The sequence below is a fragment of the Streptomyces sp. A1136 genome (assembly GCF_004795055.1).
In the GTDB taxonomy this organism is placed as follows: domain Bacteria; phylum Actinomycetota; class Actinomycetes; order Streptomycetales; family Streptomycetaceae; genus Streptomyces.
The window spans coordinates 82289-108732 of the sequence record NZ_SSBJ01000012.1; the positions used below are offsets into that span (position 1 = coordinate 82289).

Below are 26444 nucleotides of genomic sequence, written 5' to 3' on the forward strand. Positions count from 1 at the left end.
GGAGGCCCGTATCGGGGGTTACTGCCAATTTGGCGGTAGGCAGTAGGCGGTAGCGGTGGGTGGCCGTTCAGGCGTGATCGGGGTGGACGTAGACGGAGTGCGGGCCCCGGTCGCGGTAGTGGAGTTCACCGCGTTCGGCGGCGGCCTTGAGGGTCTTGCGGACGGCTTCGCGGCTGCGGCCGACGAGGTCGGCGACGGCGGCAGGCTTCATGCCCTCGGCGCCGGCCGCGCGGATCGCGGTGATCGCGTCCGGGAGCCAGGAGGGCCCGGTCTCCTTGTCGTCGCGGAGCGCGGACAGGTTCAGCCCCGACGGCTCGGCCTTCGGCTCCTGCGGAGTGTCGGGCGTCTGGGGCTGGGGGCTGGCGGTGAACTCGATACCGATGAGCCGCTCGAACTCCGCGTCGACCGCGTCCACCGCCGGCGCGGCCGGGGCGGGGCCGGTGCGGAACGCGGAGAGGTTCAGGCCCGACCCGCCCGCCGGCGCCTGGGACTCGACGGCCGGGGTGGTGTGGTGCTCGGTGATCCAGGCGGTGCGGTTCTGGTCCCAGCGGCGGGCGTAGTCGGGGCCCGCGGCTTTCGCGGAGACCGGGTCGAGGCGGGGGTGGCGGTCGGAGGTGGCGATGACGATGTCGCGGATCTGGGCGGGCTTGATCCGCCAGGACTTGAACAGGCCGATACCCGATTCGGGGGTGCCGAGGAAACCGGCGCCCTTGTAGGGGGCCTGGTCGACCTTGAGTCCCCGGGAGCCGGGAAACAGCTTGGACAGGTCCATGCCCTCGGTCTCCCCGCCGGTCAGGGCGGCGCGGACTTTCGCCTCGCGGCGGATCATCAGGTCGCCGAGGACCGCGCCGGTCGCGCCGAGCGCGGTCAGCACGGTCCGGAGCGCCATGGCGCGGGCGATGCGGATGACTTCCAGGATCTTCCGGGCGAGGACCCGGTGCTGCTTGTCGGTGGAGGCGAGGATCTCGGCGCCTTCATCGATGACGATCTCGATCTGCGGAATCTCGTGGCTGACTGGAAGGAGGTCGGTGTTCGCCTTGGACATGAGGTCCTGGTAGGCCATCTTGCGGTGCTTGGCCACCCGGATCGCCGTGTCCAGCATGATCAGGGCTTCCTCGTGGGTGGAGGCCAGCCAGTCGATGCCCGGTCGCGCGCCCCCGGTGCCCTCGGTGCGGACCCAGGGCAGGCCGGCCGAGCCGGCGTTGAGGTCGATCACCCAGGTGATGACGTCGGTGCAGCGTGCGAACCCGGCGAGGATCGTGTGGACCATGTTGGTCTTGCCCGATCCGGTGGGGCCGACGACGAGGGCGCACTGCTCGCGCAGGAACACCGGTACCTCGTCGGCGTTCGTGCGCACGCCCCAGGGGATGCCGGTCAGGACCGACAGCGGCCCGTAATTCGACGGGTAGGGCATCTCCTGTTCCAGGACGTTGACGGTGGTCACGTCGATGAGGACACGTCCTTGGTGGATGCCTCGGGAGGCGGTGGCGGTGCAGCCGTGCGGCAGGCGGGCGTCGGCAGACAGGCGCGCGGACTCGGTGGCGATCTTGGCGTAGGTGATCCCGCCGGGCGGGAGTTCGGCGTCGATGGTGAACCCGGCCCCGGTCGGCCACATCTCCACCGCCAGAACGCGAACGGTGATGTGGCAGACCCGCTCGATGCGATCGACCCATTCGGCGGCGATCTCCCGCCGTTCCGCCGACAGTTCCCGGGCCACCTGTCGTTCGGCCGCCGCGAGGGCTTCGAGCTCGCGGGCCTCCTCGTAGAAGCCGACGGAGCGGGCCGCGGCGCCCATGCCGACCCCGATCACCGCGAGAGAACCGAGGGCGGTCCAGGTCAGGGGGTTGGTGGCGAGCGCCCAGGTGGTCCAGCCGGACCCGAGGAGCCAGGAAGCGGCCCGGGCGCCGATGGTGCGGCCGGCCAGCTTCTGGCGCAGGCCGGTCGCGGTGTGGCCGATCGCGCCGACCGTACCGACCGCCAGCGCCCAACTCGGCGGCATGTGGGCGAGGGTGCCGACGGTGGCGACGGCGAACGCGCCGGTCGTCGCGGAAAGGGCCCCGGTCACCGGTCCGTGGCCGGCGGCCCAGTCCAAGGCCAGACCTTCGTGCTTGATGGCGGAAGTGGTGGTCATCAGACGTTCCATCCCTTCTCGGCGTCGGGGCCGTTGCGGGGGTCCTCGTGGCGGGCGATGTCGGCCTCGTGGGCCTGACGGAACACCGCGCCCAGGTCCTCGGCGACGGCGGTGGCAGAGTTCAGGGCGCCGTAGATGTCGTTGAAGCCGCCCGCGACCTCCTTCTCCAGCGGGAACTCCGAGTCGGAGCGCTCCGCGAGGATCTGCATGATGTTCGCGATCGAGCCGAGAGCCTGGGGCAGGCCCTCGATCATCGCGAGGATCTCCATCGCGCTTTCCGGCTCGTAGGACTGGGCGGCCTGTTCCATCTCGGCGGCCAGTTCCTCGAACCTGAACCCGGACGTGGTGCTGTCCATCTCGTGTGCTCCTTCGCTGACGGGAGGTGCGGGTACCTGTCCTTCGGGCCGCTCGACCCGGTCGGTGATCTGCTGCTCGTCGTCCTGCTCCAGCTCGGCCGCCGCTTCCTGCTCGGCGTCCTTCTCGTCCTGGTCGAGCCGGGCGCGGATCTCCTCGTCCCGGGTCTCGCGCTCGGCTTCGGCGCGGCCGGCGAGAAGTCGGTAGAGGCGGCGGCCGGGGTGCATCAGCCATGCCCAGCCGAGCTTTCGCCCGAGCGGCGTGGTGACCATGCCGACCACCCCGGCCAGCAGCCCGCACAACGCGGCCAACGCCCGCCGCCCGTGGAAGCGGGCGGTGGAACGGAGCAGGGCTTTGCGGGCCGCCTTCTGGGCGGGTGCCTTGAGCTGGGCGACCCTCGCCCGGAGTGCTGCCGACCGGACACCCTCACGGCCCGAGGCCACGGCCCGGCCGGAGCTTCGATCCCGCGCCGCCCGGGCGGCACTCACGGCCTTGTCCCGAACGCCGGCGGCCTTGCCCATGCCCTTCGCCAGGGTCCGCGCCGCCACCCCCCGCGGCTTCCCGGCGGTCGATGCGGCGCGCTCGGCGGCCTTGGCGGCCCGCCGCGAGTCGGCGACCTGCCGGCGGGCCTGCACCGTCGCCGCGCGGGAAGCCGCCCGGGTCGGGGACTGGGTGCGGGCCTGGGAACGCAGTGCCTGCACCTGACCAGCCCGGCCACCGGCCAGACCGGCCGCCGCACGGGCGGCCCGCTGACGAGCCGACGGTGAACCCGTCTTGGCCACGGTCGGCCCGAGCCGGCCACCAGAGGGGGCGCCCACACGATGCCCGACCTGCCGACCGGCAGCGGCCTTTCGGGCGCCGGCGCCCCCACCACCGGCACGTGATGACGCGTGGGGCTGGGACGGCACACGGCCCAAGAGGCCACGGCCACCCCTTCCGCCCGGCGTCCGCCCGGCGCCCTCGGACGGCTTCGCAGCGGTCTTCTTCGCGCCGGCCTTGGACCGGCGCCGCACGGCGGCGGTGCCCAGGACAGCGGCGCCGGTCATCGCGACCGCCGCCACGATCGGCCCACCGACCAGGGCAGAGGCGGCAAGCAGGCCCGCCGTGGTGTTCGCCCCGGACAGGGACAACGGCACCACCGGAAAACCGCCCGGGGTGTGCTCCATGTCCTTGGCCGGCGCGGGCTTGTCGGCCTCCGGCGGGGCCGGGGCGGGGGTGGATTCTTCGGGGGGAGCCTGCGGTTCGGTAATGGTCTCGGTCATGCTGAACGTGCTCCTTCACGGGAGAAGAGGGCCCGGCCGTCGCTGTAGGAGGCGCCTACGGCCGGGCCCTCGCCGGGTGGTTCAGGCGACGCGCTGTTCATCGGGGTAGGCGCAGGGGACGCACATGCCGAGCGAGGCCGGGATGACGTATCCGGCATCGGTGCGGCACTGGGGGCAGGTGCGGCGGGCCGCGTTCGCCTTGGCGAGGGCCGCGGCTTTCCGCGCGGTCATCGGGCGGACCGGCTTGGCTCGTTCCACGAGGTAGAGGTAGGCGACCAGCGGGCCCCGCCGGTAGCGGGGCCGTTCAAGCTGGGCGACGACGTCTTGTCCGCCGGGCCGCAGGCCCTGGGCGCGGAGCTGGCGGCGGGTGGCCAAACCGTCCGGGGCAAGACGCCAGGAGTAGACGGGCAGCGTGCTCATCAGCCGAGGCGGTGGTAGGCGGCCCGGCAGGCGGTGGCGTGCTCGTTCGCCGTGCAGCGGGTGAAGAGCAGGCTGTCGAACATCTCGGAGCGATCACCGCAGCCGTGGCAACGCCAGCCCGAGCCGTGGTAAGCCAGGGTGCCGATTACGTCGACGGCCGCGGCTACCTGGTTGTGCATCCGGATCAGCAGGTTGTCCGGCTCGGCGGGCGTGGTGTGCGGGGAGAGCTTCACTGGGTGGCTCCTTCCAGGACGGGGGCGGTGTTCGCGTCGCGCAGTTCCTGGTAGCGGGTGGAGACCCAGCCCACGGACCAGCCGGTCAGTTCAGCGGCGACCCGAACGGGGAGTCCGGCGTGGAACGCGGCGCCGACGGTGGCGAGGGCCGGTTCCTCGTCGAGCTTCTTTTCCGGCGGTCCGGCGGCCAGCAGCGCGGCGCGTTCACGCTCGATGCGTTCCTGTTCACGGAGCCGTTCACGGCGTTCACGCTCGGCCCGCTGCTGGGCTTCCAGTTCGCGTTGCTGCGCTGCCTGACGTTCAAGGCGTTCACGCTCGGCCTGGGCCTGTTCACGCTCGTGTTCACGGCGTTCACGGGCCTCGCGCTCCGCACGCTCGGCAGCCTCCGCTCGCTCCTGTGCTTCGCGGCGGATGCGGTCCTGGCGTTCGGCTTCCTCACGGATGAGTCGGGCCTCGTGTTCACGCTGTTCACGGGCGATGGCCGCCTCGTGCTCGCGGCGTTCACGGGCCCGCTGTTCGCGGGCGTCCTCCCGGTCCTGGACCGCCTTCGCCCGAGCTTCCGCCTTGGCATGCTGCTCGGCTTCCAGGGCCCGCACGGCGGCGGTCAGGGCCCGCCGGTAGGCGAGGCCGGCTTCCGCCGTGACGATCAGCAGGAGCGGTGCGACGGAGTGGATGGCGACCCCCACGAGGTCCCCGACCAGGGCGGACGCGCCGATGTTGAGGGCGAGGGTCATGGCGCCGGTCATCCACCGCAGGGCCACCGGCCAGGTGCCGCCGTGCCCGCCCAGACGGGCCAGGACGGAGTCGAGGCGGACCACGATGACCACGGCCGCATCCACCACGAGCGGCAGGATCGGCGCCGTCCACACCCATGCCCCGGGGGTGTGCGCGGCCATCAGCGGGGTGACGGTGAGGACGGAGTAGAGCATCGCCCCGCCCACGATCAGCCACGTGCCCACGGCCAGCGCGCGTTCCGCTGAACGCAGGTGAACGCTGTTCATGGCGCCCCCTGCGTCAGAGGCTGGACCTTGGCCGCGCCGATGAGGAGGACGCGGGGGCGGTGGTGGTAGCCGGGGCCGACGTGCTCCGTCCACTCCCACTCGGCGTCCTCGGCGAGCGTGAACCCGAGGTACGCCAGGGCCGCCTGCCGCGCGAGGACGCTCGGGATATCGGTAGAGGTCGGCCAGGTGAAGGTGGGCCACTCGCTCACCAGACCGGTCATGGCCACGTACAGCTGCCAGCACGGTCCGGCCGTCCCGTCCGGGGCGGTGATGTCGCAGCAGCGCAGCGACAACTGGGCTCCGAAGATCTGCTTACTCATGCCACGTCCCCCGACACCGTGATGCCGATGGTGTGGTTAGCCAGCTCCCGCCGGGCCGTCAGTACCCGGTTGCGGGCCCGCCGGACGCGCTGGGCGTCGAACTCGGACGCCGGGCGGTCCAGCAGCGCGATCAGCGCGTCCAGCAACTCGACCTCGGCCAGGATTACCGGCATCTCGGTCTCGATCGCGTCCAGTTCCGCACCCGACGGCTCCAGGTCCGCCGGCAGGACCGTAACGGGCTTCTGACGTGCAACGATGTGTTTCATGAGTCGTGTTCTCCCTAGCAGGTGGACGGCTCGAAGCGGCCCCGGTGCTCGAACACCGGGGCCGCACTTCGTTGGGGTGGAAGGTCAGGCCGGGCGCGGGTAGTGGCTGACGCTCGGCTGCGTGTGGAACGGCTGGTCCGCGCAGTCCTCGGCCCAGCTCTGGTGGCTCCAGGGGGTCTTGCGGTCGTCGCTGTGCATGCCGGCGTCTTCCAGCTCGTTGTAACGCTGTATCGCCGCGGCGAGCTTCTTGTTCATCTCGAACCCCTTCCGGGGCCGGAACGTCCGGCTCCCCTCGGCCCCGTCCGTACAGCGCAAAGGCGCCGGACGGACGGAGGAGGCAACCGGCCGCTGCGCAGAGGGCAGCGGAGGAGTTGGTGATTGGCGCTGATCCGTACGTGGGGACAGGACCCGCGTACGCCGCCCTCTCGGAGGGGGGCGGATACCTCGATCCACTGTTGAGTTCTCAAGGAACCGCCGCTTCCTTCGAGCCCCTCCGGGCTCTCCGGGCGCCGAGAGCAGCCCCAATAGGCGCTCTCCGGTCCGCTGTCCTAGGACTGCGAACTTCTGTGGATGACTATGGACCTACAGTCCCAGGACTGTCAACAGTCCTGGGACTGTGTTTGACTGAGTACATCGAGAGGAGTTCGCATGGCACCGAAGTGGCGAGAGCTGGCGGACAAGCTGGCCGAGCGCATCCGAAGCGGCGACTACGCCCCTGGCCAGCAGCTACCGCATATTCGGGACCTGGTGGACGCGGGCGAGGGCTCCAAGTCCACGGTTCACGCGGCGTACAAGGCGCTCGAAGCCGAGGGCCTGGTGACGTCCTCGCGGGGGCATGGCACGGTCGTGCGCGAACAGGCGCCGCTGAAACGGCTCGGCATCGCTCGGTACGACAAGGCGAAGTGGCGAGACGGGGACGGGGTCGCGTTCATTGCCGACCGCGTCGCGTCCGGCCGCGCCTACAAGCGCGGGGAACAGACTCAGAGCGTCAGCCGCGTGCCGGCACCTCCGCTGGTGGCCGCGGCTCACGGGCTTCCCGAGGGCGCAGGGGTGTACGCGCGAGCCAGGCTCGTGAAAGAAGGCGACCAGCCGACGCACACGCTGACCAGCTACTACCGGCCCGAGCACGTAGAGGGAACGCGCATCGTTGACCCGACCCCAGGCCCCGCCGGCCGTGGAGGCGGATTCCGCGTCCTGTACGACGCGGGGTACGAGATCGACCACATGCGGGAGGAGCTGTTCGCCCGGGTGGCCAAGCCCGACGAGGCCGCGCTGCTGCAATTGGCGCCCGGCGAATGGGTGGTCGAGTTGCACCGCACGACTTACACGGCCGACGGGACCGTGGTGGAATTCGCCATCGGCCTCCATGCGGCGACTCGTTTCGCCTGGGCCTATGACTTCAAGGTCCCCGACTCAGCGCGGGAGGTGGCCCCGTGATTTCGGAACAGGCTTGGGCTGATGCCCAGTGCCTCTGGGACTTCCAGCAGATGCGCCACGAGCTACGGCCGTGCTCGGTAGCTATGGGGCTTGGCAGTCATGACCTGGGCGTGGCTGATGTGGCGGTGGACATGTACCGACGTGGGCTCGTGCCGCTCATCGTTTTCACTGGAGCCACGAGCCGCACCACGCGAGAGCGGATGCCGCGGGGCGAGGCGGAGCACTACCGGGAGCGGGCGCTGGAGCTGGGTATGCCAGCGGACGCCGTCCTCGTCGAGCCGAACGCGCGGAACACCGGCGAGAACATCCAGTTCTCCCGTGACCTCCTCGTAGAGCGTGGGGTCGATGTTTCGTCGGTACTGCTCGTCAGCAAGCCGTACGAGGAGCGGCGGGCCTACGCAACCGCCCGCAAGCTTTGGCCGGAGGTTGATGTCGTCAGCGCGTCCGCCCCGATAACGCTCGCGAAGTATGTGGATTCGATTCGGGACCCGCATTTGGTTTTTGACATGCTCGTAGGTGCGCAGCAGCGACTACTCGTCTATCCGCAGCAAGGGTTCCTGGTCGAACAGGACGTCCCGTCGGCTGTCATCGCGGCTTACGAACGTCTCTGCGCCGGAGGGTTCACCAACCGCCTCATAACGCGGGGCTGAGTGACCGCCGATGTTAGGCGGGGCCTTCGATCCAGATCGTCTCGGGCTCCGGACGGGATTTAGCCGCAGCCGTGCCTTCGATCCAGGACAGGGCTACGCTCTCATGCGCGGAAAGTGGCCTTCGAAGGCCCCTCTCAAGATGTCTCCATACCGAGACTCGGCGGATAGCTTCATCCACTTCTTCTCCGTCTCCTTCGTCTTGGCTTCCAGAATAGTCGGAAACCATCGCAAAAACAGGGTTTGGAATTCCTCAGCCATGGACGTGCCGAGCAGCCAGTCCGAAAGTAGGAAAATGTCGGATACGTCTCGGGTGCCATAACTGTATAGAATTCCCACCGAGATGGTTGTGTCGGAATCTTGGGCAAGTTGGGTCAGTCGCATGCCGACCTGTCGTGGCGGCGCCAACGTGGCCCACTCCCGAAACGTGTACCTCAGGACTCCGTAGGGGGGGCCGCCGGTCTTCCAGCGCGAGTACAGATAGTCCAATTCTTCCGGGGCCTTGTACGTGCCGAGAAGGGTTCCGATCATCTTCCGCTGGTCAAAGGAAAGCTTTCGCGTCAATAGGTCTTCTGTGATATGCGCACAAAATTCGGCGGATCGAAACCGGATGGCATCACTGATGAGAGATGTGGGCTCTGTGGGTCGACCGTAGGCGAGCAGGAGGTCCCATAGTTCGGCTAGGTCGGATACCGAAAAGTGAGCGGCAGAAAGTGACAGTGTTCGGGCGGCGTCGTAGTACCTCCTGTGTGTCTCGCTCGTCCTGATCTCCTCGAACGCCTCTTGCGGGCTTAGATTGAACGCCTGCTCACCGGCTTGGTCGAGTTGTTCAGCCAATCGTCTTTCTGCTTCCAGCAGCCTCTCCTCTAGCCGAGAACACCTATCCTCTGCGCCAGTTTTTAGGTGCGTCACTTGGGCTAGCTGCTCTTTAAGTTCTGAGATTTCGTCTTGTAGTCTTTCGCTGTCGCTTTTTAGTTTCTCGTTTCGTTTGGTGAGCTCTATGGCGGTGGTCTCATTTTCTCTTCGTTCTGAGATCCAGACTCCGCGCAGCTCGTGTATCTCCCTTTCGGCGTTTTCGGCAGCGGCTTCCCGCTGATCCAATAGAAGCTCCAACGCCTCCTGCTGTCTCTCAAGCATTCGGATTGCTCTATGGGATTTATCTAGCTCATCGCGAAGGTTTTCGAGCTGAAATGATGCTTGGTCGGTCTCCCTTAGTGCGGCTAGGCGTAGTCCCCTTATTTGTGCGCGTGTCTCTTCGGTGATTTTTGTGCGCCGATGTCGCTCAAGTTCGGAAAAAAGCCGATCGATAAAATCCTGTGAGGCGACTCGCCTGCCGTTCAAGAACCGGGAGACCGTGCTCTTGTCGAGCATCACCCGCACTGCGTACTGCTGCTGCGGCACCTCAAGGCCGTTGAACAGAGTCGTCAACTCCGTTGCGAGGGCTGCAACCTCTGGGATGGAGCTGATCTCCAGCTCGCTGCGCCGCGCGTGTGACCTGACGATGTCTGTCACTTCGACCACCCTCTCGTGCGTGTTCATGGTGCGGCACAAGCGGCAACGGTTGCGCCCTGCCGCAACTGGGCGCGGTGCTCTAGATGTTGACCGCGTCAGCGCTTGCCAGTCTGCTACGTAGAAGGAGCGAAGAGGTTGGAGATCTGGACATTCGTCTTCGAGGGCGCTAGGTCGATACAGAGGGTGTTGATCATCGCTCTCTGCTTGGTTCCGCTGCTTCTGATCAGCTTCGCCGTTGTCCCGGCAGTGTGCCTCTTGCCGTTTGTTGGCGCTGAGGCTTGTTCTCGTGCTGAGAGGATCATCGGACAGTTGATCAGATGGAGTCGGGCACTCAGGCACCCCAGTTGACGGGGATGAGCGGTGGCCTGGCACACATGGGGTGGTACCCGTAGCGTGAAGAGGCTCCCTCTTGTAGCCGCAGTGGGGCCTATGGTGAGGTCCGCTGTTGCATCGTGCTGCTGGCGGCACGCAGGTCTCAGTTACGGGCTCACTATGAGGCTATTCCGTGATCGTGTACCGAAGTCCAGGCGCATCCGGAAACGGTGCTGACGTGCAGCAGGATGGGTGGAGCGTATGTTTGTGGACGCCTGCGGAACGGGACCGGACAACTTGTAATGCGTAGGTCGTCGGTTCGAATCCGACAGGGGGCTCTGCGCGGGAAGGCCCCGGACCGTTGTGGTCCGGGGCCTTCTGTGTCGTCGGGGGAGGTCGGGTGGTCAGTGGCGGCCCGAGATGCGGTCCGCGAGGCGGGCCAGCGGGGTGGTCGTGGGGGTGTGGGTGGCCGTCTCGCGGCGGTCCGCCTCGCGGTAGGCGGCGTAGAGGGCCTGGACGCCGAGCCAGCGGAAGGGTTCCGGCTCCCAGCGGCGGACGCGGTGGTTGACCCAGGGGAGGGCCGTCAGGTCCGTGGACTCGCCCAGGACCAGGTCGCGCAGGGTGCGCCCGGCGAGGTTGGCGGTGGCCACGCCCGAGCCGACGTAGCCGCCGGCCCAGCCGAGGCCGGTGGTGCGGTCGAGGGTGACGGTGGCGCACCAGTCGCGGGGGACGCCGAGCACCCCCGACCAGGCGTGGGTGATCTCCACCCCGGTGAGGAGCGGGAAGAAGGAGGTCAGCAGGGCGGTGAGGGACGCGATGGTGCGTTCCTGGGTGGTGCCGTCGTTGTCGGTGCGGGAGCCGTAGCGGTAGGGGACCCCTCGGCCGCCGATCGCGATGCGGTCGTCCGCGGTGCGTTGCGCGTACATGTAGGCGTGGGCCATGTCCCCGAGCACCTCGCGGCCCGACCAGGCGAGGGAGTCCCATACCTCGGGCGGGAGCGGCGCCGTCGCGATCATCGAGGAGTTCATCGGGAGCCAGGAGCGCTTGTGGCCCTTGAGGGCGGCGGTGAAGCCCTCGGTGCAGCGCAGGACGTACGGGGCGGTGACCGTGCCGTACGGGGTGTGGGCGCGGCCGGGGGCGATCTCGGTGACGGGGGTCGATTCGTGGATGACGACCCCGAGTCGTTCGCAGGCCGCCGCGAGGCCGGTGACCAGCTTCAGGGGGTGGACGCGGGCGCCGTGCGGGGTCCAGCTGGAGCCGACGGCGTCCGCGATGTCGATGCGGGCGCGGGTGTCGGTGGCGTCGTGGAGGGTGCGGTCGCTCTCGCCGAAGGCGAGTTCCGCGGCGTGGAACGCTTTGAGGCGGGTGAGCTGGGCGGGGGTGCGGGCGACTTCGAGGACGCCGCCGTGGTGGATGTCGGCCCGGATGTCCTCCTTGGCGGCGACGTCGATGACCTCGGTGACGGTCTCGTTCATGGCCCGTTGGAGGCGGAGCGCCGCCTGGTGGCCGTGGAGCGCGGCATAGCGGTCCCGTCCGGCGATGCCGTTGTAGAGCCAGCCGCCGTTGCGGCCGGAGGCGCCGTAGCCGCAGAACTTCTGCTCCAGGACGGTGACGCGGAGGTCGGGTGCGGAGGCCTTGAGGTAGTAGGCGGTCCACAGGCCGGTGTAGCCGCCGCCGACGATGACGACGTCTGCCGTGGTGTCGGAGGTGAGGGGGGCGCGGGGCGGTGCGGTGGCGGTGTGATCCGTCGCGTACCAGAAGGAAATGCCGCCGTTGATCGTCATGGGGGAGTTGCTACACCCGGTTTCGCGGGGGTGTCCAGGGACGGGGTGTCGCGTTTCGGGGGCGGATCGGGGGCCGGTTGGCTGATGCGGCCGGGCGGCCCGGTCGTAGGGTGCGGGCATGATTCGTAGCGCTGAGCCGGCGGACGTTCCCGTCATCCATTCCATGATCCGAGAGCTGGCCGAGTACGAGAAGGTGCCGCAGGAGGCGCGGGCCACCGAGGAGCAGTTGCGGGAGGCGCTGTTCGGGGAGCGGCCGGCGGCGTTCGCACACGTCGCGGAGACGGAGGAGGGGGAGCCCGTCGGGTTCTCGCTGTGGTTCCTCAGCTTCTCGACGTGGCGCGGGGTGCACGGGATCTACCTGGAGGACCTGTACGTGCGTCCCGGCGCGCGCGGGGGCGGGTACGGGAAGGCGCTGCTGGCGGAGCTGGCGCGGATCTGTGGGGAGCGGGGGTACGAGCGGCTGGAGTGGTCGGTGCTCAAGTGGAACGAGCCGACGATCGCGTTCTACGAGGCCCTGGGCGCGCGGCCGCAGGACGAGTGGACGGTGTACCGGCTGACGGACGAGGCGCTGGGCAGGTTGGCCGGGGCGGGGGCGGGGACCTCGTAGGCGGGCCGCTGTCGGTGGTGTGCGTCACGATGGGGGGATGGTGCGCAAGGGGCAGGGTCAGGGCGGGCGGGGCGGCGCGGTGAAGGCGGCGAAGCGGGCGGAGGTGCGGCTGCCGGAGCTCGTCGCATGGGAGGGGGGTGGGCTGGAGCCGGACGGGGACTACGACGGGGTGGAGTTCGCGGACCTCGACCTGGGGGGCCAGGAGGGGATCGGGGCCCGGTTCATGGACTGTGCGGTGCGACGGTGCGCGCTGGACGAGGCGGGGCTGGCGAAGGCGCGCGTCATGGACTCGGTGCTGGAGGGGGTGCGTGGGGTGGGGACGGACCTGTCGGGGGCGTCGCTGCGTGACGTGGAACTGGTCGAGGCGCGGCTGGGCGGCGTCCAGTTGCACGGGGCGGTGCTGGAGCGGGTCGTCGTGCGGGGCGGCAAGATCGACTACCTGAACCTGCGCGAGGCGCGGCTCAAGGACGTGGTCTTCGAGGGGTGCGTGCTGGTGGAGCCGGATTTCGCGGGGGCGGTGCTGGAGCGGGTGGAGTTCCGGGACTGCACGCTGCGGGGAGCGGACTTCCAGGGGGCGCGGATGACGGACGTGGACCTGCGGGAGGCGGGGGAGCTGGGGATCGCCCGGGGAGTGGAGGCCCTGGCGGGGGCCGTGATCAGTCCGGCGCAGCTCTACGACTTGGCTCCGGCGTTGGCGGCGCAACTGGGGCTGCGGGTGGTGCCCTAAGGGCGGTGAGGACCGCAAGGGGGCGGGGGCGTGACGGGGGCGCGGGTCAGGCGGGGACGCGGGGGAAGCGGGCCTGGAGGGTCCAGATGGCGGGGTTGTCGGCGAGGCCGTCGTGCATGTCGATGAGGTCGGCGACGAGGTCGTGCAGGAAGTCGCGGGCCTCCCGGCGGAGCAGCCGGTGCGTGAAGGTGAGGGGGGCTTCCTCGGGCGGCATCCAGTCGGCCTCGATGTCGACCCAGCCGAAGCGGCGCTCGAAGAGCATGCGGTCGGAGGACTCGGTGAAGTCGAGTTCGGCGTACTGGCGGTTGGCGGAACGGCTGCCGCGCGGGTCTTGGTCGAGTTGCTCGACGATGTCGCAGAGGGCCCAGGCGAAGTCGAGGACGGGGACCCATCCCCAGGCTGTGGACAGTTCGCGGTCGGCGTTGGTGTCGGCGAGGTAGACGTCACCGCAGAAGAGGTCGTGGCGCAGGGTGTGGACGTCCGCCGAGCGGTAGTCGGTCTGCGGGGGGTCGGGGAAGCGGCGGGAGAGGGAGTAGCCGATGTCGAGCACGTATTGATGGTGTCACGGCGGGGCGGTGTGCCGGTGCGGGGGGCGGGGGCCTCGGGGCGGTCCCCGGGCTCCTGCCCCTCGAATGCCGGCGGGGATGGGTGCGGGCTTCCGCGCCTCGAATGTGGGTGGGACGGCGCCGGGGTCAGGGCAGGAGGCGTTGTTCCTTGGCCACCGAGACGGCTCCCGCGCGGGTGTCGACTCCGAGCTTGTCGTAGATGCGTCCCAGGTGCGTCTTGACCGTGGCTTCGCTGATGAAGAGGGCGCGGGCGATGTCGCGGTTGCCGAGGCCGTGGGCGAGCTGACCGAGGATGTCCAGTTCACGGTCGGTCAGGGTCGGGCGGGACCCCCGCATGTGGGCCATCACGCGGCTCGCCACCGGCGGGGAGAGGGTGGTGCGGCCCGCTGCCGCCGAGTGGATCGCGGCGAAGAGCTCCTCGGGGCGTTCCGCCTTGAGCAGGTAGCCCGTGGCGCCCGCCCCGATGGCGCGGGTGATGTCGGCGTCCGTGTCGTACGTCGTCAGGACCAGCACGTGCGGGGGGTTCGGCGCCGAGGCGATGCGGCGGGTGGCCTCCACACCGTCGATGCCGTCGCCCAGCTGGAGGTCCATCAGCACCACCTGGGGCCGGAGCTTCGCGGCCAGCGCGACCGCCTCCTCGCCGCTGCCCGCCTCGCCGAGCACCTCGATGTCGGGTTCGCTGCCCAGCAGGGCCAGCAGACCGGCGCGGACCACCACGTGGTCGTCGCAGAGCAGGATCGTGGTCATCGGACCGGCTCCAGGGGGATCGCGGCGGAGAGGACGGTGCCTTCGCCGGGGGTGGATTCGAGGGTCAGAGTGCCGCCGAGTTGTCGTACGCGGGCACGTATCGCGGGGAGGCCGTGGCCCCGGTCGGGGGCCCCGCCGTGGGGTCCTCGGGGTGCTCGCGGGGTGGTGATGCCGTGCCCGTCGTCCGCGACGTCCAAGACGACCTGATCGCCCAGGAAGCTCAGGGTCAGGGCGGCGGTACGGGCCCCCGAGTGCTCCCGGACGTTGGCCAGCGCGCCCTGGGCGATCCGCAGCAGGGCGGATTCGGCGCGCTCGGGCAGCGGCGCGGGCGCGCCCTCCAGGTGGAAGCGGACCTCGATGTCCGGGCCGGCGTCCAGCGCGCGCAGGGCGTCCGCGAGGCGCCCGCCGCCCGCCAGTTCGGGCGGGGCCAGGTCGTGGACCAGTCGGCGGGCTTCGGCGAGGCCGCGCGCCGCGATGTCGGTGGCGGTACGGACGTGCGCGCGGGCGGTGGCCGGGTCGCTGTCCCAGGTACGGTCGGCGGCCTGGAGCAGCATCTGCTGGCTGGACAGGTGCTGCGCCAGGGTGTCGTGGATCTCCATGGAGACCCGTTGGCGTTCGGCGAGGGCGCCTTCGCGGCGCTCGGTCGCGGCCAGTTCCCGGCGGGTGCGCAGCAGGTCATCGATCAGGGTCCGCTGGGCCCGTGTCTGGCGCTCCATGTGGACGAACACGGCGGTGGCGAGCGCGGCGACGGCGGGCGGGGCCAGGAACAGGTTCGGGTCGAAGGACGGGGACAGCTTGAGCTGGGCGGCGACGACGAGGGCCGTGAGCAGGGCGACCAGGACCACCGCGGCGCGCGGGGGCAGGGTGCGCAGCGAGGTGTAGAAGAGCGGGACGGCGCACCAGGCGAAGCTGGGCGCGAGGACGACGAGGACCACCCAGGTGGCGACGACCACGCCGAGCCAGATCAGTCGTCGCGCGGTCGGCGCGGCGCCGACGGCGGGGCCGAGCACGTACAGCAGGGCGAGGGCGGTGCCGAGGGCGATGACCCAGGGGGTGCGGGGGTCGCCGGGGTGGTGGAGCAGGAAGCGGGCCATCGAGGCGCCGAGGAGGAGGAAGAACGCCGTGTGGGTGACGGCGGCCAGCATCCGCGTCCCGGTGTGGGCGCCGGCGGGAGCGGGGTCGGAAGGGGCCGCGGTGGCAGGCGCGGCAACGGTGGCAGGTGTCCCGGGCGGTGGTGCTTGGCTGCTCACGGGGTGCTCCTGAGGTGGGTGGTGCGTACGTCCATCCTGAGCCAAGCCCCGACGTGCCGGGTCCGCATCGACCGATCGGATGACCCCGGCGTCATCCGGTGCGGTGGCCGGCGCGAGCCGGTCCGGGGACGGCCGGCCCCGGGGTCCGGCCCGAGGCTTGAACCAGCGGCGAGCAGCACGAGCCGTACGAGCCGTACGAGCAGCACGAGCTGGAACAGCCGCGCCGGCCGCACAGGTCACGGCCCCCGACGTCCTCAGGAGCAACAGACATGAACACCCGCACCCGCGTCCTCACCGGTACCGCCCTTGCCGTCGCGCTCGGCGCGGGGACCTTCGGCGCCGTCAGCGCGAACGCGGCGCAGACCGGCTCCGCCCCGGCGGCCGTCGCCGCACAGGGCGACGCGCAGAAGGACGACGCGCAGAAGGCGGAGGCCCAGAAGGGCGACGGCGACGACAGGAACTTCACCACCACGACCCACCTCACGGTCGACGCCGCCACCCGCGCCGCCCAGGCCTCGCTCCAGGCCGCCCAGAAGGAGGGCCAGAAGGTCACGGTCGCGGTGGTGGACCGGAACGGCAACACCGTCGTCACCCTGCGCGGCGACGGCGCCGGCCCGCAGTCCTACGAGTCGGCGCAGCGCAAGGCCTACACCGCCGTGTCCTGGAACGCCCCGACCTCGGTGCTCGCGGGCCGGCTCGCCCAGACCCCGAACCTCAAGGACATCCCCGGCACCCTCTTCCTGGCGGGCGGCGCGCCGGTGCAGGCCAAGGGCGCCCCGGTCGCCGGCATCGGCGTGGCCGGCGCCCCGAGCGGTGACCTGGACGAGAAGTTCGCCAAGGCCGGGGTCGACGCCCTCGACAAGTAGTGCGGGAGGCCGTGAACAGGCTGCCCTCGCGCCCTCCCGCATAGGATCGAACGCGTGGATCACCGCGTGCTCACCCGCCTCGCCGCCCCCGCGGTCGCCGCCCTCCTCGCCCTCACCGCGGGGTGTACGGCGACGACCGTGCAGGGGCGGCCCGGCGCGTCGGGGCTGCGCGACCCGTACTTCCCCAAGGCGGGCAACGGCGGCTACCAGGTCGACCACTACGCCCTCGACCTCGGCTACCGGCCCGCCGGAGGGCAGCTGACCGGCAGGGCCGTCATCACCGCCCGCGCGGAGCAGACGCTGAGCTCCTTCAACCTGGACTTCAGCGGGCTGCGCGTCGACTCGGTCACCGTCGGGGGGAAGCCGGCCCGCTACAACCGGACGGGCCGGGAGCTCACCGTGCGTCCGCGCGAGGACGTGGACAAGGGCGAGGTCTTCCGTACGGAGGTCCGCTACAGCGGCACGCCGAAGCCCCTCACCGACGCGGACGGTTCCCCCGAGGGCTGGATCACGACCCCGGACGGGGCCGTCGCCGTCGGTGAGCCCGTCGGGTCGATGACCTGGTTCCCGGGCAACCACCACCCCAGCGACAAGGCGTCCTACGACATCACGCTCACCGTTCCCCAAGGCTACGAGGCGGTCTCCAACGGCGAGTTGGGCTCCCGCACGGACACCGGTGACGGGCGGACCGCCTTCGCCTGGCACAGCGCCGAGCCGATGGCGAGCTACCTGGCCACCGTCGCCATCGGGAAGTTCAAGGTGGCCACCGGCCGCACGTCCTCGGGCATCGGCGTCTACGACGCGGTCGCGCCCGGGGAGGAGGCCCGCAGTACCGCCGCGCTGGGGCGGTTGCCGGAGGTGGTGGACTGGGGTTCCGGGCGGTTCGGGCCGTATCCCTTCGCCACCGTGGGGACGATCGTGGTGCCGGACGGCACGCTGCCCTACGCGTTGGAGACGCAGACCAAACCCGTCTTCTCGGGGGCCCCTTCGGTGGAGCTCGTGGTGCACGAACTCGCGCACCAGTGGTTCGGGGACTCGGTGTCGCCGAAGTCGTGGAAGGACATGTGGCTTAACGAGGGGTTCGCGACGTACGCGGAGTGGCTGTGGTCGGAGGACCACGGTGGGCCGAGCGCGCAGAAACGATTCGACGCGCTGCTCGCCGGTGACACGTCCCTCGACGGGAAGCTCGCCTCGGACTGGGACGCGTTCCCGCCGGCGGCGCCGCCCGGGCCCGCGGACATCTCGGAGGGGCCGGTGTACTACCGGGGCGCGATGGTGCTGCACCGCATCCGGCAGGAGGTCGGCGACGAGCGGTTCTTCGCGCTGCTGCGGGGCTGGGCCGCGGACCACCGCCACGGGAACGCCAGTACGGCGGACTTCACCGCCTACGCGCAGCAGAAGACCGGCCATGACCTGAGGAAGGTCTGGGACGTGTGGCTGTACGGCGCGGACAGCCCGAAGCCGTAGCCCGTGCCGGTCGGGTCGGGCGGGGGCCGCGGCGAGACCGCCCTCCCGATGGCGGGAAGGCGCCTCGCCGGCGGCGGTGCCGGGGAAATCAGACGTTGACGCCGAAGTCCTGGGCGATGCCGGTCAAACCGGAGGCGTAGCCCTGGCCGACGGCGCGGAACTTCCACTCGGCGCCGTTGCGGTACAGCTCGCCGAAGACCATGGCGGTCTCGGTCGCCGCGTCCTCGGAGAGGTCGTAGCGGGCGATCTCGGCGCCGCCGGCCTGGTTCACGACGCGGATGTACGCGTTGCGGACCTGGCCGAAGTTCTGGCTGCGGGACTCGGCGTCGTAGATGGAGACCGGGAAGACGATCTTGTCGACATCGGCCGGGAGGCCTGCGAGGTTGACCTTGATGGACTCGTCGTCGCCGGAGCCCTCGCCGGTGCGGTTGTCACCGGTGTGGACGATGGTCTGGTCCGGGGTGGACTTGTTGTTGAAGAAGACGAAGTGACCGTCGGAGACGACCTTGCCCGTCGCGTTGACCGCGATGGCGGAGGCGTCGAGGTCGAAGTCGACACCGGTGGTGGTGCGGACGTCCCAGCCGAGGCCGACCGTGACGGCGCTGAGGCCGGGAGCCTCCTTGCTAAGCGAGACGTTGCCGCCCTTGGACAGGCTTACTGCCATTTTGACTGGTGTCCCTTCCTCAATCACATGACCGCCGGACGTGGCCAAGTTACCGCTGCCCTTCATAACGCGGGGAGGGGGTCGGTAGGTTCCACCGGCCGGCGTGGCGCGGGATCGGCGGAGGGGAAATGGGGTGACGCGGCGCTGTGCCGGGCGGATCATAGGGGCATGCCTGGTCCCTATGTCATCCGTGGTTCCGTCGTGCTGCCCGAGGGGGAGCTCGGCTGGCGGTTCTCGCGTTCCTCCGGGCCGGGTGGTCAGCACGTGAACACCTCCGACTCGCGGGTGGAGCTGCTGTTCGACCTGGCGGCGACGAAGGCGCTGCCGGAGGTGTGGAAGGAGCGGGCGCTGGAGCGGCTCGCGTCCCGGCTGGTGGGCGGGGTCCTGACGGTCCGGGCGTCCGAGCACCGCTCGCAGCTGCGGAACCGGGAGATGGCGTTGGTGCGGCTGGCTTCGCTGCTGGCCGAGGCGACGGCGCCGCCGCCGAAGCAGCGGCGGGCGACGAAGATCCCGCGCGGGATCAACGAGCGGCGGCTGCGGGAGAAGAAGGCGCGGGCCGAGACGAAGCGGGGGCGGACGGGGCGGGACTGGTAGACCGGGCGCTTTGCGGGGTGCTCCGCGGGGTTGCTCCGGCGGCGTGCGTTGCGCGGCGTGGCGTTTGAGCGGCCCCGGCTGCGCCGGGCTCACGGGGCTCCGCCCCGGGCCCCGCGCCTCAAACCCCGGCGGGGCCGGTTTTGGTCGGCCGCGCCTCGGTCGCCGGCGGGGGATTTGGGTCGGCCGCGCCTCAAGCGCCGGCGGGGCTGGTTTTGGCCGGGGTGGGCTGGACGGGGCCGGATGTGGCCGTCACGGGGTCAGGTGGCGGTAGCGGCCGCGGAAGTAGGTCAGGGGTGGGGCGTCCGGGGTGGGGAGGGCGGCCGACAGGACGCGGCCGACGATCAGGGTGTGGTCGCCCGCCGGGACGCGGGATTCCGTGCGGCATTCCAGCGTGGCCAGCGCCCCCGTGAGCAGCGGGGCCCCCGAGAGCGCGCCCCGCTCGTAGGGCACGCCCTGGAACAGCAGTCGGTCGCTGATCCGGCCCTTCATCGCGAACCGCCCCGCGACCTGGAGCTGGTTGTCCGCGAGGAGCGACACCGCCCACAGCGGCTGCTCCGCCAGCAGGTCGTCCATCCGTGAGCCCTCCCGCAGGCTCACCAGCACCAGCGGCGGGTCCAGGGACACCGACATGAAGGCGGTCGCCGTCATGCCGACGTCCTCCCCCCGCGGGCCGTCGGCCGTCAGGGCGGGCTCGTGGGCGGTGATCAGCGTCACGCCGGCCGCCAGGCGGGACATGGCGGCCCGGAATTCTTCGTCGGTCACCCCCTCAGGATGCGGGGTGGTGGTTGCGGGGGCGGGTTCCAGGGTCGTCTTCGGCACGCCTGGAACGCTAGTCTCGCTCCCCCGCCCCGCACATCGGGCCTTGGTCCGAGGCCGGTACGGACCCTCGGTCCTAGGCCTGTCGCCCAAGTCGCTCCCGGCACTTCCCCCGGCCACCGGCGTTGTCGGACCCCCGAGTACGCGGGACCGCGCGTATCGTTTGCCCCCGGAAAGGAGAGGGAGCGCTCCCGGTCGGGACGCGGGAACTCGCGCCTCTTCGGAGCACGTTCTTCATCTCATGTGACTTGAGTCACAGACGGCAAGATTTGTTGACCCTGTGTACCTGCCGCACAGCTCACTGTGATTCAGTGGACGGGACACCGCAACGAACCGCCGATGACACACCTGGAGTTGCTGTCGAGGTCTCGGGGAGAGCGAGCAATGGAGACCGAGTCGGAGCCGTACGTCCGTCTTGCGACCCTGCGGCAGCTGCACCGGGTGGTGGCCGACCTCAACACGGCCCGGAGCCTGGCGGACACACTGCAGACCGTCGTGGACGGCATCGTCGCGGGCCTCGGTTACGAACTCGCCTGCGTCAACCTCGTACGCCCTGACGGGGATCTCGTCGTGGCCGCCTTCGCAGGTGACCCGGCCGCCGAGGCCCTGATCACCGGTCGCGTCGGCTCCCGCCTCTCCTGGGAACGCCGTCTGACGATGGGTGAGAACTGGGACGGGCTCCGCTTCATCCCGCACACCGAGGGCTGGGTCCTGCTGGAGGACGACGTGCCCCAGTGGCACACCGAGGGGCCCGATCCCCGCTTCGTCGACGAGTGGCACCCCGAGGACCGGCTCTACGCCCCCATGTATGCGTCCGGCGGGGAACTTCTGGGTGTCATTTCGGTGGACAGACCGCGCAACGGCCGCCGCCCGGGCGCGTGGGGCCGCGAGGCGCTGCAGATGTACGCCTTCCAGGCGGCGATTGCGATCAGTAACGCGCGGCTGCGCGCGAACATGCAGCGGGCCCTGGTCCGGCTGGAGCGCGAGCAGCAGGCGCTGCGCGCCAGCGAGGAGTCGTTCCGCCAGGCCTTCGAGTACGCGCCCAGCGGCATGGCCATCGCCGAGATGGGCGGCGACCAACACGGCCGGCTGCTGCGGACCAATGACGCGTTGTGCCGGCTGCTGGGGCGGCCGGCCTCCGTACTGCGCCGGTACTCCTTCTCAGACCTCGTCCACCCCGAGGACATCGGCACGTTGCTGCGCACCTCGGCCGAGGGCGGCCGGGCCGAGCTGCGGCTGGGCCGGCGCGACGGCACGTACGTCTGGGTCTCGCTGCGCAACTCGGTGGTCGCGGACGCCGCCGACGGTCCCCGGTTCCTGCTCACCCACGTCGAGGACATCGAGGAGCGCAAGCGGCACGAGTTGCAGCTCGCGCACCGGGCCAGCCACGACGCGCTGACCGGCCTGCCCAACAGCGCCGAACTGCGCTCGCGGCTCGGGGCGCGACTGTGTCGCCGGCCACAGTCGGTGCGGGCCACCGCCGTGGAGGCGCTGGACGCGGCGTTCGAGGGGCGACCGGAGACGGGAGGCGATGTCGCGGAGCACGGCTTTCGCCCCGACGGGTACGGCGATCCCTTCGAAGGGCAGGGCGTGGGGCCGGTCGCCGGGGCGGGACCGGGCGAGGTGGGCCCGTACGACCACCACGTCCACACCGTCGCACCCGCCACTGACATCGACGACGGGACGAAGGGGCTCGCGGTGCTCTTCTGCGACCTCGACGGCTTCAAGTCGATCAACGACCGGTTCGGTCACCACACGGGCGACGCGGTGCTGATCGAGGTCGCCCGGCGGCTGACGACGGGCGTGCGCGACGGGGACACGGTCGCCCGGCTCGGCGGTGACGAGTTCGTCGTCCTCGCCGACGGATTGGGCGCGGCCGACGCCGCCGACCTGGCCGTCCGGCTGCGGAACGCGATCATCCCGCCGATCCGGGTGGACGGCCGCGCGGTCCGCGTCGGGGCGAGTTTCGGGATCGGCTGGGCCAGCTGCGGCATGTCGGCGGACGAGGTGCTGCGCTCCGCCGACCAGCGGATGTACATCGAGAAAAGGTCCCGTTCCAAGGCGCACCGCCGGGCGGGCTGAGTCGATCGACCGCCCGTGGGCGCACGTGTTCGGGGTAGGCTCCCGTGGGTCGAAAGGAGTGACCTGCGATGACGACGCCCGCGAACAGCGGTCCGCACGGCGGGGCGAACCAGCCCGAGGACGAAGATCCGTTCGGCTACCTCTACGCGGACGGCCAGGCTGCCGGTGCCACCCCGCCCGGTTCCCCCGGCGGGTACGGATACCCCGGCCCCGCGGCCGGTGGGCAGGGCGGTGCACAGCCCGGTGTCCCCCGTACCTCGTACAACCAGGTGCGCACGGTCGGCGACCGGCGCGGCCAGCGCGGTGCCGTCCCGTACCAGCCGGGGCCGGCGCAGCCGGGTCCGCAGGGCTACCAGGCCCAGTACCAGGCTCCCGAGGCGCTCCAGGCCGGTGGCTACGCCGTTCCGCAGCAGCAGACGCAGCAGACGCAGACGCACCCGGTCCCCGGCCACGGCGGGCACGGCGGTGGCGGCGGATCGAGCCGCCGCGGGCTGCTCATCGCGGCGGTCGCGGTGGTGGCCGCCGTCGCGATCGGCATCGGCGCGGCCCTGGCCTTCGGCGACAAGGGCAAGGACAAGGACAAGAACCAGGCGAACGGCCAGAACCAGCAGTCGGGCGCGCCGCAGAACAATTCGCCGAGCCCGCAGCCGAGCGGTTCCGCGCAGCCCTCGGAGGCGCCGCTTCCCAAGGCGGACGCCTCGGGCTCCGGCATGACCCTGACCGGCGGTGCGGCGCTGACGAGCACGGTGCCCGGCGCGAAGAGCACGGGCGGCCAGTACGTCGGCAACTTCAACCAGCCGGGCGCCGCGCTGACCTGGAGCCTGGACGCGCCCAAGACGGCCAAGTACAAGCTCAAGATCAGCTACGCCGTCCCCGGCAAGGACGCCAGCACCACGCTCACCGTCAACGGTGAGCAGCAGAGCCGGCCGATAAACATGAAGAACTTCGCCAACGCCAAGCCGGGCGACTGGGGAAACTGGGTCTCCACGTACTCGCTGGTGGACCTGAACAAGGGCCCGAACACCGTCAAGATGTCCTGCGAGACGGGCAATCAGTGCGAGATCATCATCGACCAGCTCTGGCTGGAGAAGTCGTAGCGGGAAGCTACCCCACCTGAGCGGCCGTCACCTTCACCGACCCCCGTACCTGTTCGTAGGTGCGGGGGTCGAACTCTCCCGCCGCCGGGGCGTGCACGGTGGCCGCCGAGAGGGCCACGGCGCGGGTCAGGCGGGCGGGCCAGTCCAGACCCTCCGTCAGGGCCGAGAGCAGGCCCGCGACGGCGGAGTCGCCGGCGCCGGTGGGGTTGCCGCTCAGCGGGCGGGGCGGGGCGGCCTGCCAGGTGCCGTCGGCGGTGGCGGCGAGCAGCCCGGCCGGGCCGAGGGAGGTGACCACCGCGTGGGCGCCGCGCCTGCGGGCGTCGCGGGTGGCGGGCAGCGGGTCGCGCGAGCCGGTCAGTTCGGCCAACTCGGCGGTGTTCGGTTTGATCATCTCGGGCCGGGCGGCGACGCCCCGGCGCAGCGCCTCGCCGCTGGTGTCCAGCAGTACGGGGACCCCGGCCGCGCGGGCGGTCCGGACGAGTACCGCGTACGCGCCCACGGGCACGCCCGGCGGCAGGCTCCCGCAGAGCGCGACCGCGCGGGCCCCGTCCAGGAGTTCCTCGTAGCGGGACTGGAAGCGGGTCCATTCCGCGGGAGTGATCTGGGGGCCCGGTTCGTTGAACTGCGTGGTGTCGCCGGAGGCCTCGTCGACCACCGCCAGCGTGCGCCGGGTGGTGCCCGCGCAGGGGAGCAGGGCGTCCGTCACGCCGGGGTCGGCGGCCAGCAGTTCCCGTACGACCGCGCCCACCGCGCCGCCCGCGAACCCGGTCGCGGTGACCCGGTGGCCGAGCGCGGCGAGCACGCGGGCGACGTTGACGCCCTTGCCGCCGGGGCGTTCGGTCGCGCCGGTGACCCGGTGCGAGGTGTGCGGGAGCAGTCGCGGCACCCGGTAGGTGACGTCGAGTGCGGCGTTGAGGGTCACGGTGAGGATCATGGTCAGCCCCGGTCTTGGTGTGTGCCGGGATCATGCCAAACCGCGGGCCGTCCGCCCAGTCCGGCGGCGCGACGGCCCGTTCCCGTCCAGTCGATCGGCCTCTCAGGCTCCGGGCTTGACGATCCATTCGCCGCGTCGCATGACGCCCTTGAGCCCGAACTCGGCGTCGAGCACCACGAGGTCGGCGTACTTGCCGGGCTCCAGCGAGCCGACCTGGTCGTACAGGCCGATCAGCTTGGCCGGGTTGGCCGAGATCGCCTGGACCACCGACTCGACGGGCAGCTTGTCGACGGTCACCGCGCGCCTGAAGGCGGTGTCCAGGGTCAGCGTGGAACCGGCGATCGAGCCGCCCTCCACGAGACGGGCGACCCCGTCCTTCACCTCGACCTCCAGCGGCCCGAGGTGGTAGGTGCCGTCGCCGAAGCCGGCCGCGTCCATGGCGTCGGTGATCAGCGCGACGCGGTGGGCGCCGGCGTGGTGGAAGGCCAGTTCCAGCATCGCCGGGTGCAGGTGCGTGCCGTCGTTGATCAGCTCGACGGTGATCCGCTCGTCCTCCAGCAGGGCCGCGATCGGGCCGGGGGCACGGTGTTCGAGGCCGGGCATCGCGTTGTAGAGGTGGGTGGCCACGGTGGCGCCCGCGTCGATGGCCCGTCGGGTCTGGTCGTAGGTGGCGTCGGTGTGGCCGATCGCGGCGATGACCCCGTGTTCGGCCAGCAGGCGTACGGAGTCCAGGCCACCGGGGAGTTCGGTGGCGAGGGTGACCATCCGGGCGGCGCCGTGGGCGGAGTCGACCAGCTTGCGGACCTCGGCCGGGTCGGGGTCGCGGAGCAGCTCCGCCTTGTGGGCGCCCTTGCGGCAGGCGTTGATGAAGGGGCCCTCGAAGTGGACGCCCGCGATCTCGCCCTGCTGCGTCAGCTCGGCCAGGAGTCCGGCGCGGCGGGCCAGTTCGTCGAGTTCGCCGGTGACGGTGGAGGCGACCAGCGTGGTCGTGCCGTGTTCGCGGTGGGTGCGTACGCCCTTGAGGACCTCTTCGGCGGTGCCGGAGGTGAAGGAGGCGCCGCCGCCGCCGTGGTTGTGCATGTCCACGAAGCCGGGGACGATCCAGTGCCCGGCGAGGTCGGTCACGGGGGTGTCCGGGGCGGCGCTGCCCGCGATCCGCTCGCCGTCGACGATGACGCGGCCGCCCGCCACGATCCCGGTGGGCAGCACCACCTTGGCACCTGACAGAACAGCGCTCTGTGTGCTTGCGGCCATCAGGCAGGTACCTCCGTGGCGAGTAGGTCCCAGGCGAGCAGCCCTGCGCCCAGGCATCCGGCGGTGTCCCCGAGGGCAGCCGGAACGATCTCGGGCAGCCGCTGGAACGTCACGCGCTCCCCGACGGCCGTCCGAAGAGGTGTGAACAAGGTTTCCCCCGCCTCCGCCAGGCCGCCACCGATGATCACCGTGCGCGGGTCCAGCAGGGTGATGGCGGTGACCAGGCCGTCGGCGAGGGCGTCGATGGCGGCCAGCCACACCTCGCGGGCGCGGGCGTCACCGGATTCGACGGCCTTGGCGCAGTGCGCGGCGTCCGCGTCTGGGTCGCCGGAGGCGGCGGCCCAGGCGCGGCTGACGGCGGCGGCGGAGGCGAGGGTCTCCAGGCAGCCGTGCTGACCGCAGCCGCAGGCCGGGCCGCCCGGGCGGACCACGATGTGGCCGATCTCGCCCGCGTAGCCGTGGGCGCCCGCCTCGATGCGGCCGGCCAGGCCGATGGCGCCGGCGATGCCGGTGCCGAGCGGGACGAACAGGAACCGGTCGGCGTCACGACCCGCGCCGATCCGGCCTTCGGCGAGGCCGCCCGTGCGTACGTCGTGTCCGAGGGCCACCGGGATGCCGCCGAGACGGGCGCCGAGCAGCTCGCGCATCGGTACGTCGCGCCAGCCCAGGTTCGCCGCGTAGACGGCGGTTCCCCGCTCGGCGTCGACGATGCCGGGCACCGCGACACCGGCGGCCGAGGCGGTCCGGCCGAGGTGCTCGCGGCCGTACGCGAGGAGGTCGGCGGCGAAGCCGAGGATCGTCTCGACGACGGCCTCGGGGCCCCGCTCGCGACCGGTGGCGCGGCGCGCCTCGTGCAGCAGGGTGCCGTCCTCGGCGATGAGGGCGGCCTTCATCCCGGTGCCGCCCACATCGAGGGCGATGACGTGTTTCACGGGTTTCACAGAGGACAGTCTCGCGTGCTCGGGAGGCAAAGGTCTAGTCCATTGGAGGGAATGTTGAGCGGCCATACAAATCCGGGAGCCCGCTCCGGCAACGGTCCGGACACGGTCCGGGCGAGCGGCGTGTTCCGAATGTGAAGCAGCCGGAAAGTGGTG

General features: G+C 70.9%; 27 protein-coding genes. 9 read left to right on the forward strand and 18 right to left on the reverse strand.

Features of this window, described 5'->3' with window-relative positions:
- Positions 1-67 precede the first annotated feature (67 nt).
- From E6R62_RS14125 to E6R62_RS39510, 8 genes are all read right to left on the reverse strand, one after another.
- The gene (locus E6R62_RS14125; protein ID WP_206308723.1) at positions 68-2131 is read right to left on the reverse strand and encodes a hypothetical protein; all 2064 of its coding nucleotides are present in this window, start codon (positions 2129-2131) and stop codon (positions 68-70) included.
- Entirely contained in the window at positions 2131-3747 is a 1617-nt protein-coding gene (locus E6R62_RS14130; protein WP_136213748.1) for a hypothetical protein, read from the reverse strand. Before E6R62_RS14130 ends, E6R62_RS14125 begins: the two co-directional genes overlap by 1 nt.
- A gap of 81 nt (positions 3748-3828) precedes the next feature.
- Positions 3829-4167: an RRQRL motif-containing zinc-binding protein gene (locus E6R62_RS14135; protein WP_136213749.1), complete on the reverse strand. Its 339-nt coding sequence runs from the start codon at positions 4165-4167 to the stop codon at positions 3829-3831.
- Entirely contained in the window at positions 4167-4400 is a 234-nt protein-coding gene (locus tag E6R62_RS14140) for a hypothetical protein (protein ID WP_136213750.1), read from the reverse strand. Before E6R62_RS14140 ends, E6R62_RS14135 begins: the two co-directional genes overlap by 1 nt.
- Entirely contained in the window at positions 4397-5401 is a 1005-nt protein-coding gene (locus E6R62_RS14145) for a DUF2637 domain-containing protein (RefSeq protein WP_136213751.1), read from the reverse strand. The genes E6R62_RS14140 and E6R62_RS14145 overlap by 4 nt, the downstream gene beginning before the upstream one ends.
- A complete protein-coding gene (locus E6R62_RS14150) occupies positions 5398-5721 on the reverse strand; it encodes a DUF6303 family protein (RefSeq protein ID WP_136213752.1) in 324 nt (107 codons plus the stop codon). The genes E6R62_RS14145 and E6R62_RS14150 overlap by 4 nt, the downstream gene beginning before the upstream one ends.
- Positions 5718-5987, reverse strand: a complete 270-nt coding sequence (locus E6R62_RS14155) for a DUF6284 family protein (RefSeq protein ID WP_136213753.1) — start codon at positions 5985-5987, stop codon at positions 5718-5720. The genes E6R62_RS14150 and E6R62_RS14155 overlap by 4 nt, the downstream gene beginning before the upstream one ends.
- 84 nt (positions 5988-6071) lie before the next feature.
- Positions 6072-6242: a hypothetical protein gene (locus E6R62_RS39510; RefSeq protein WP_168714048.1), complete on the reverse strand. Its 171-nt coding sequence runs from the start codon at positions 6240-6242 to the stop codon at positions 6072-6074.
- A gap of 393 nt (positions 6243-6635) precedes the next feature.
- Between E6R62_RS39510 and E6R62_RS14160 the strand changes: the two genes are divergently transcribed.
- A complete protein-coding gene (locus E6R62_RS14160; RefSeq protein WP_136213754.1) occupies positions 6636-7424 on the forward strand; it encodes a GntR family transcriptional regulator in 789 nt (262 codons plus the stop codon).
- Positions 7421-8074: a YdcF family protein gene (locus E6R62_RS14165; protein ID WP_136213755.1), complete on the forward strand. Its 654-nt coding sequence runs from the start codon at positions 7421-7423 to the stop codon at positions 8072-8074. The genes E6R62_RS14160 and E6R62_RS14165 overlap by 4 nt, the downstream gene beginning before the upstream one ends.
- Before the next feature lie 93 nt (positions 8075-8167).
- On the opposite strand, the gene E6R62_RS14170 is transcribed toward E6R62_RS14165, so the two are convergent.
- Together E6R62_RS14170 and E6R62_RS14175 are read right to left on the reverse strand one after the other, a co-directional pair.
- Positions 8168-9610: a hypothetical protein gene (locus E6R62_RS14170; RefSeq protein ID WP_136213756.1), complete on the reverse strand. Its 1443-nt coding sequence runs from the start codon at positions 9608-9610 to the stop codon at positions 8168-8170.
- Positions 9611-10299: 689 nt separating this feature from the next.
- Positions 10300-11679 carry an FAD-binding oxidoreductase gene (locus tag E6R62_RS14175; protein ID WP_136213757.1) on the reverse strand — a complete coding sequence of 460 codons (1380 nt, stop codon included), beginning with the start codon at positions 11677-11679 and terminating at the stop codon, positions 10300-10302.
- Positions 11680-11797: 118 nt separating this feature from the next.
- Here E6R62_RS14175 and E6R62_RS14180 point away from each other — a divergent pair, with 118 nt between their 5' ends.
- Together E6R62_RS14180 and E6R62_RS14185 are read left to right on the forward strand one after the other, a co-directional pair.
- Positions 11798-12286, forward strand: coding sequence for a GNAT family N-acetyltransferase (locus tag E6R62_RS14180; RefSeq protein WP_136213758.1), 489 nt, complete (start codon positions 11798-11800; stop codon positions 12284-12286).
- A gap of 37 nt (positions 12287-12323) precedes the next feature.
- Complete coding sequence (locus tag E6R62_RS14185) at positions 12324-13013, forward strand: pentapeptide repeat-containing protein (RefSeq protein WP_136213759.1); 690 nt, start codon at positions 12324-12326, stop codon at positions 13011-13013.
- 46 nt (positions 13014-13059) lie between these two features.
- Here E6R62_RS14185 and E6R62_RS14190 read toward each other — a convergent pair whose 3' ends face one another.
- From E6R62_RS14190 to E6R62_RS14200, 3 genes are all read right to left on the reverse strand, one after another.
- On the reverse strand, positions 13060-13563 hold the full coding sequence (locus E6R62_RS14190; protein WP_136213760.1) for a hypothetical protein: 504 nt from the start codon (positions 13561-13563) through the stop codon (positions 13060-13062).
- A gap of 142 nt (positions 13564-13705) precedes the next feature.
- Positions 13706-14326 (reverse strand): response regulator transcription factor, encoded by a 621-nt coding sequence (locus E6R62_RS14195; protein ID WP_136213761.1) that lies wholly within the window; start codon positions 14324-14326, stop codon positions 13706-13708.
- Positions 14323-15471, reverse strand: a complete 1149-nt coding sequence (locus E6R62_RS14200; protein WP_136213841.1) for a sensor histidine kinase — start codon at positions 15469-15471, stop codon at positions 14323-14325. Before E6R62_RS14200 ends, E6R62_RS14195 begins: the two co-directional genes overlap by 4 nt.
- Positions 15472-15845: 374 nt before the next feature.
- Here E6R62_RS14200 and E6R62_RS14205 point away from each other — a divergent pair, with 374 nt between their 5' ends.
- On the forward strand, positions 15846-16442 hold the full coding sequence (locus tag E6R62_RS14205) for a heme-binding protein (protein WP_136213762.1): 597 nt from the start codon (positions 15846-15848) through the stop codon (positions 16440-16442).
- 54 nt (positions 16443-16496) lie between these two features.
- Entirely contained in the window at positions 16497-17909 is a 1413-nt protein-coding gene (locus tag E6R62_RS14210) for a M1 family metallopeptidase (RefSeq protein WP_240801664.1), read from the forward strand.
- Between the two features lie 88 nt (positions 17910-17997).
- On the opposite strand, the gene E6R62_RS14215 is transcribed toward E6R62_RS14210, so the two are convergent.
- On the reverse strand, positions 17998-18573 hold the full coding sequence (locus tag E6R62_RS14215; RefSeq protein WP_136213763.1) for a TerD family protein: 576 nt from the start codon (positions 18571-18573) through the stop codon (positions 17998-18000).
- Between the two features lie 168 nt (positions 18574-18741).
- Between E6R62_RS14215 and arfB the strand changes: the two genes are divergently transcribed.
- Entirely contained in the window at positions 18742-19167 is a 426-nt protein-coding gene (arfB, locus tag E6R62_RS14220; RefSeq protein ID WP_136213764.1) for an alternative ribosome rescue aminoacyl-tRNA hydrolase ArfB, read from the forward strand.
- A 249-nt stretch (positions 19168-19416) separates the two neighbouring features.
- On the opposite strand, the gene E6R62_RS14225 is transcribed toward arfB, so the two are convergent.
- Positions 19417-19986 (reverse strand): flavin reductase family protein, encoded by a 570-nt coding sequence (locus E6R62_RS14225; protein WP_136213765.1) that lies wholly within the window; start codon positions 19984-19986, stop codon positions 19417-19419.
- A 381-nt stretch (positions 19987-20367) separates the two neighbouring features.
- On the opposite strand from E6R62_RS14225, the gene cdgB reads away from it, so the two are divergent.
- Together cdgB and E6R62_RS14235 are read left to right on the forward strand one after the other, a co-directional pair.
- On the forward strand, positions 20368-22065 hold the full coding sequence (gene cdgB / locus E6R62_RS14230; RefSeq protein WP_136213766.1) for a diguanylate cyclase CdgB: 1698 nt from the start codon (positions 20368-20370) through the stop codon (positions 22063-22065).
- A gap of 68 nt (positions 22066-22133) precedes the next feature.
- Positions 22134-23162, forward strand: coding sequence for a carbohydrate-binding protein (locus tag E6R62_RS14235; protein ID WP_136213767.1), 1029 nt, complete (start codon positions 22134-22136; stop codon positions 23160-23162).
- Positions 23163-23169: 7 nt separating this feature from the next.
- Here E6R62_RS14235 and E6R62_RS14240 read toward each other — a convergent pair whose 3' ends face one another.
- From E6R62_RS14240 to E6R62_RS14250, 3 genes are all read right to left on the reverse strand, one after another.
- The gene (locus E6R62_RS14240; protein ID WP_136213768.1) at positions 23170-24096 is read right to left on the reverse strand and encodes a 1-phosphofructokinase family hexose kinase; all 927 of its coding nucleotides are present in this window, start codon (positions 24094-24096) and stop codon (positions 23170-23172) included.
- A 102-nt stretch (positions 24097-24198) separates the two neighbouring features.
- Positions 24199-25350, reverse strand: a complete 1152-nt coding sequence (nagA, locus tag E6R62_RS14245) for an N-acetylglucosamine-6-phosphate deacetylase (protein ID WP_136213769.1) — start codon at positions 25348-25350, stop codon at positions 24199-24201.
- On the reverse strand, positions 25350-26243 hold the full coding sequence (locus tag E6R62_RS14250) for an ROK family protein (protein ID WP_240801670.1): 894 nt from the start codon (positions 26241-26243) through the stop codon (positions 25350-25352). The genes nagA and E6R62_RS14250 overlap by 1 nt, the downstream gene beginning before the upstream one ends.
- Positions 26244-26444: the final 201 nt, after the last annotated feature.

Coding starts and splice junctions, on each gene's coding strand:
- E6R62_RS14125 (WP_206308723.1), bottom strand. CDS start 2,131: ATGACCACCACTTCCGCCATCAAGCACGAAGGTCTGGCCTTGGACTGG.
- E6R62_RS14130 (WP_136213748.1), bottom strand. CDS start 3,747: ATGACCGAGACCATTACCGAACCGCAGGCTCCCCCCGAAGAATCCACC.
- E6R62_RS14135 (WP_136213749.1), bottom strand. CDS start 4,167: ATGAGCACGCTGCCCGTCTACTCCTGGCGTCTTGCCCCGGACGGTTTG.
- E6R62_RS14145 (WP_136213751.1), bottom strand. CDS start 5,401: ATGAACAGCGTTCACCTGCGTTCAGCGGAACGCGCGCTGGCCGTGGGC.
- E6R62_RS14150 (WP_136213752.1), bottom strand. CDS start 5,721: ATGAGTAAGCAGATCTTCGGAGCCCAGTTGTCGCTGCGCTGCTGCGAC.
- E6R62_RS14155 (WP_136213753.1), bottom strand. CDS start 5,987: ATGAAACACATCGTTGCACGTCAGAAGCCCGTTACGGTCCTGCCGGCG.
- E6R62_RS39510 (WP_168714048.1), bottom strand. CDS start 6,242: ATGAACAAGAAGCTCGCCGCGGCGATACAGCGTTACAACGAGCTGGAA.
- E6R62_RS14160 (WP_136213754.1), top strand. CDS start 6,636: ATGGCACCGAAGTGGCGAGAGCTGGCGGACAAGCTGGCCGAGCGCATC.
- E6R62_RS14170 (WP_136213756.1), bottom strand. CDS start 9,610: ATGAACACGCACGAGAGGGTGGTCGAAGTGACAGACATCGTCAGGTCA.
- E6R62_RS14175 (WP_136213757.1), bottom strand. CDS start 11,679: ATGACGATCAACGGCGGCATTTCCTTCTGGTACGCGACGGATCACACC.
- E6R62_RS14180 (WP_136213758.1), top strand. CDS start 11,798: ATGATTCGTAGCGCTGAGCCGGCGGACGTTCCCGTCATCCATTCCATG.
- E6R62_RS14185 (WP_136213759.1), top strand. CDS start 12,324: ATGGTGCGCAAGGGGCAGGGTCAGGGCGGGCGGGGCGGCGCGGTGAAG.
- E6R62_RS14195 (WP_136213761.1), bottom strand. CDS start 14,326: ATGACCACGATCCTGCTCTGCGACGACCACGTGGTGGTCCGCGCCGGT.
- E6R62_RS14200 (WP_136213841.1), bottom strand. CDS start 15,471: ATGCTGGCCGCCGTCACCCACACGGCGTTCTTCCTCCTCCTCGGCGCC.
- E6R62_RS14205 (WP_136213762.1), top strand. CDS start 15,846: ATGAACACCCGCACCCGCGTCCTCACCGGTACCGCCCTTGCCGTCGCG.
- E6R62_RS14215 (WP_136213763.1), bottom strand. CDS start 18,573: ATGGCAGTAAGCCTGTCCAAGGGCGGCAACGTCTCGCTTAGCAAGGAG.
- arfB (WP_136213764.1), top strand. CDS start 18,742: ATGCCTGGTCCCTATGTCATCCGTGGTTCCGTCGTGCTGCCCGAGGGG.
- cdgB (WP_136213766.1), top strand. CDS start 20,368: ATGGAGACCGAGTCGGAGCCGTACGTCCGTCTTGCGACCCTGCGGCAG.
- E6R62_RS14235 (WP_136213767.1), top strand. CDS start 22,134: ATGACGACGCCCGCGAACAGCGGTCCGCACGGCGGGGCGAACCAGCCC.
- E6R62_RS14240 (WP_136213768.1), bottom strand. CDS start 24,096: ATGATCCTCACCGTGACCCTCAACGCCGCACTCGACGTCACCTACCGG.
- nagA (WP_136213769.1), bottom strand. CDS start 25,350: ATGGCCGCAAGCACACAGAGCGCTGTTCTGTCAGGTGCCAAGGTGGTG.
- E6R62_RS14250 (WP_240801670.1), bottom strand. CDS start 26,243: ATGAAGGCCGCCCTCATCGCCGAGGACGGCACCCTGCTGCACGAGGCG.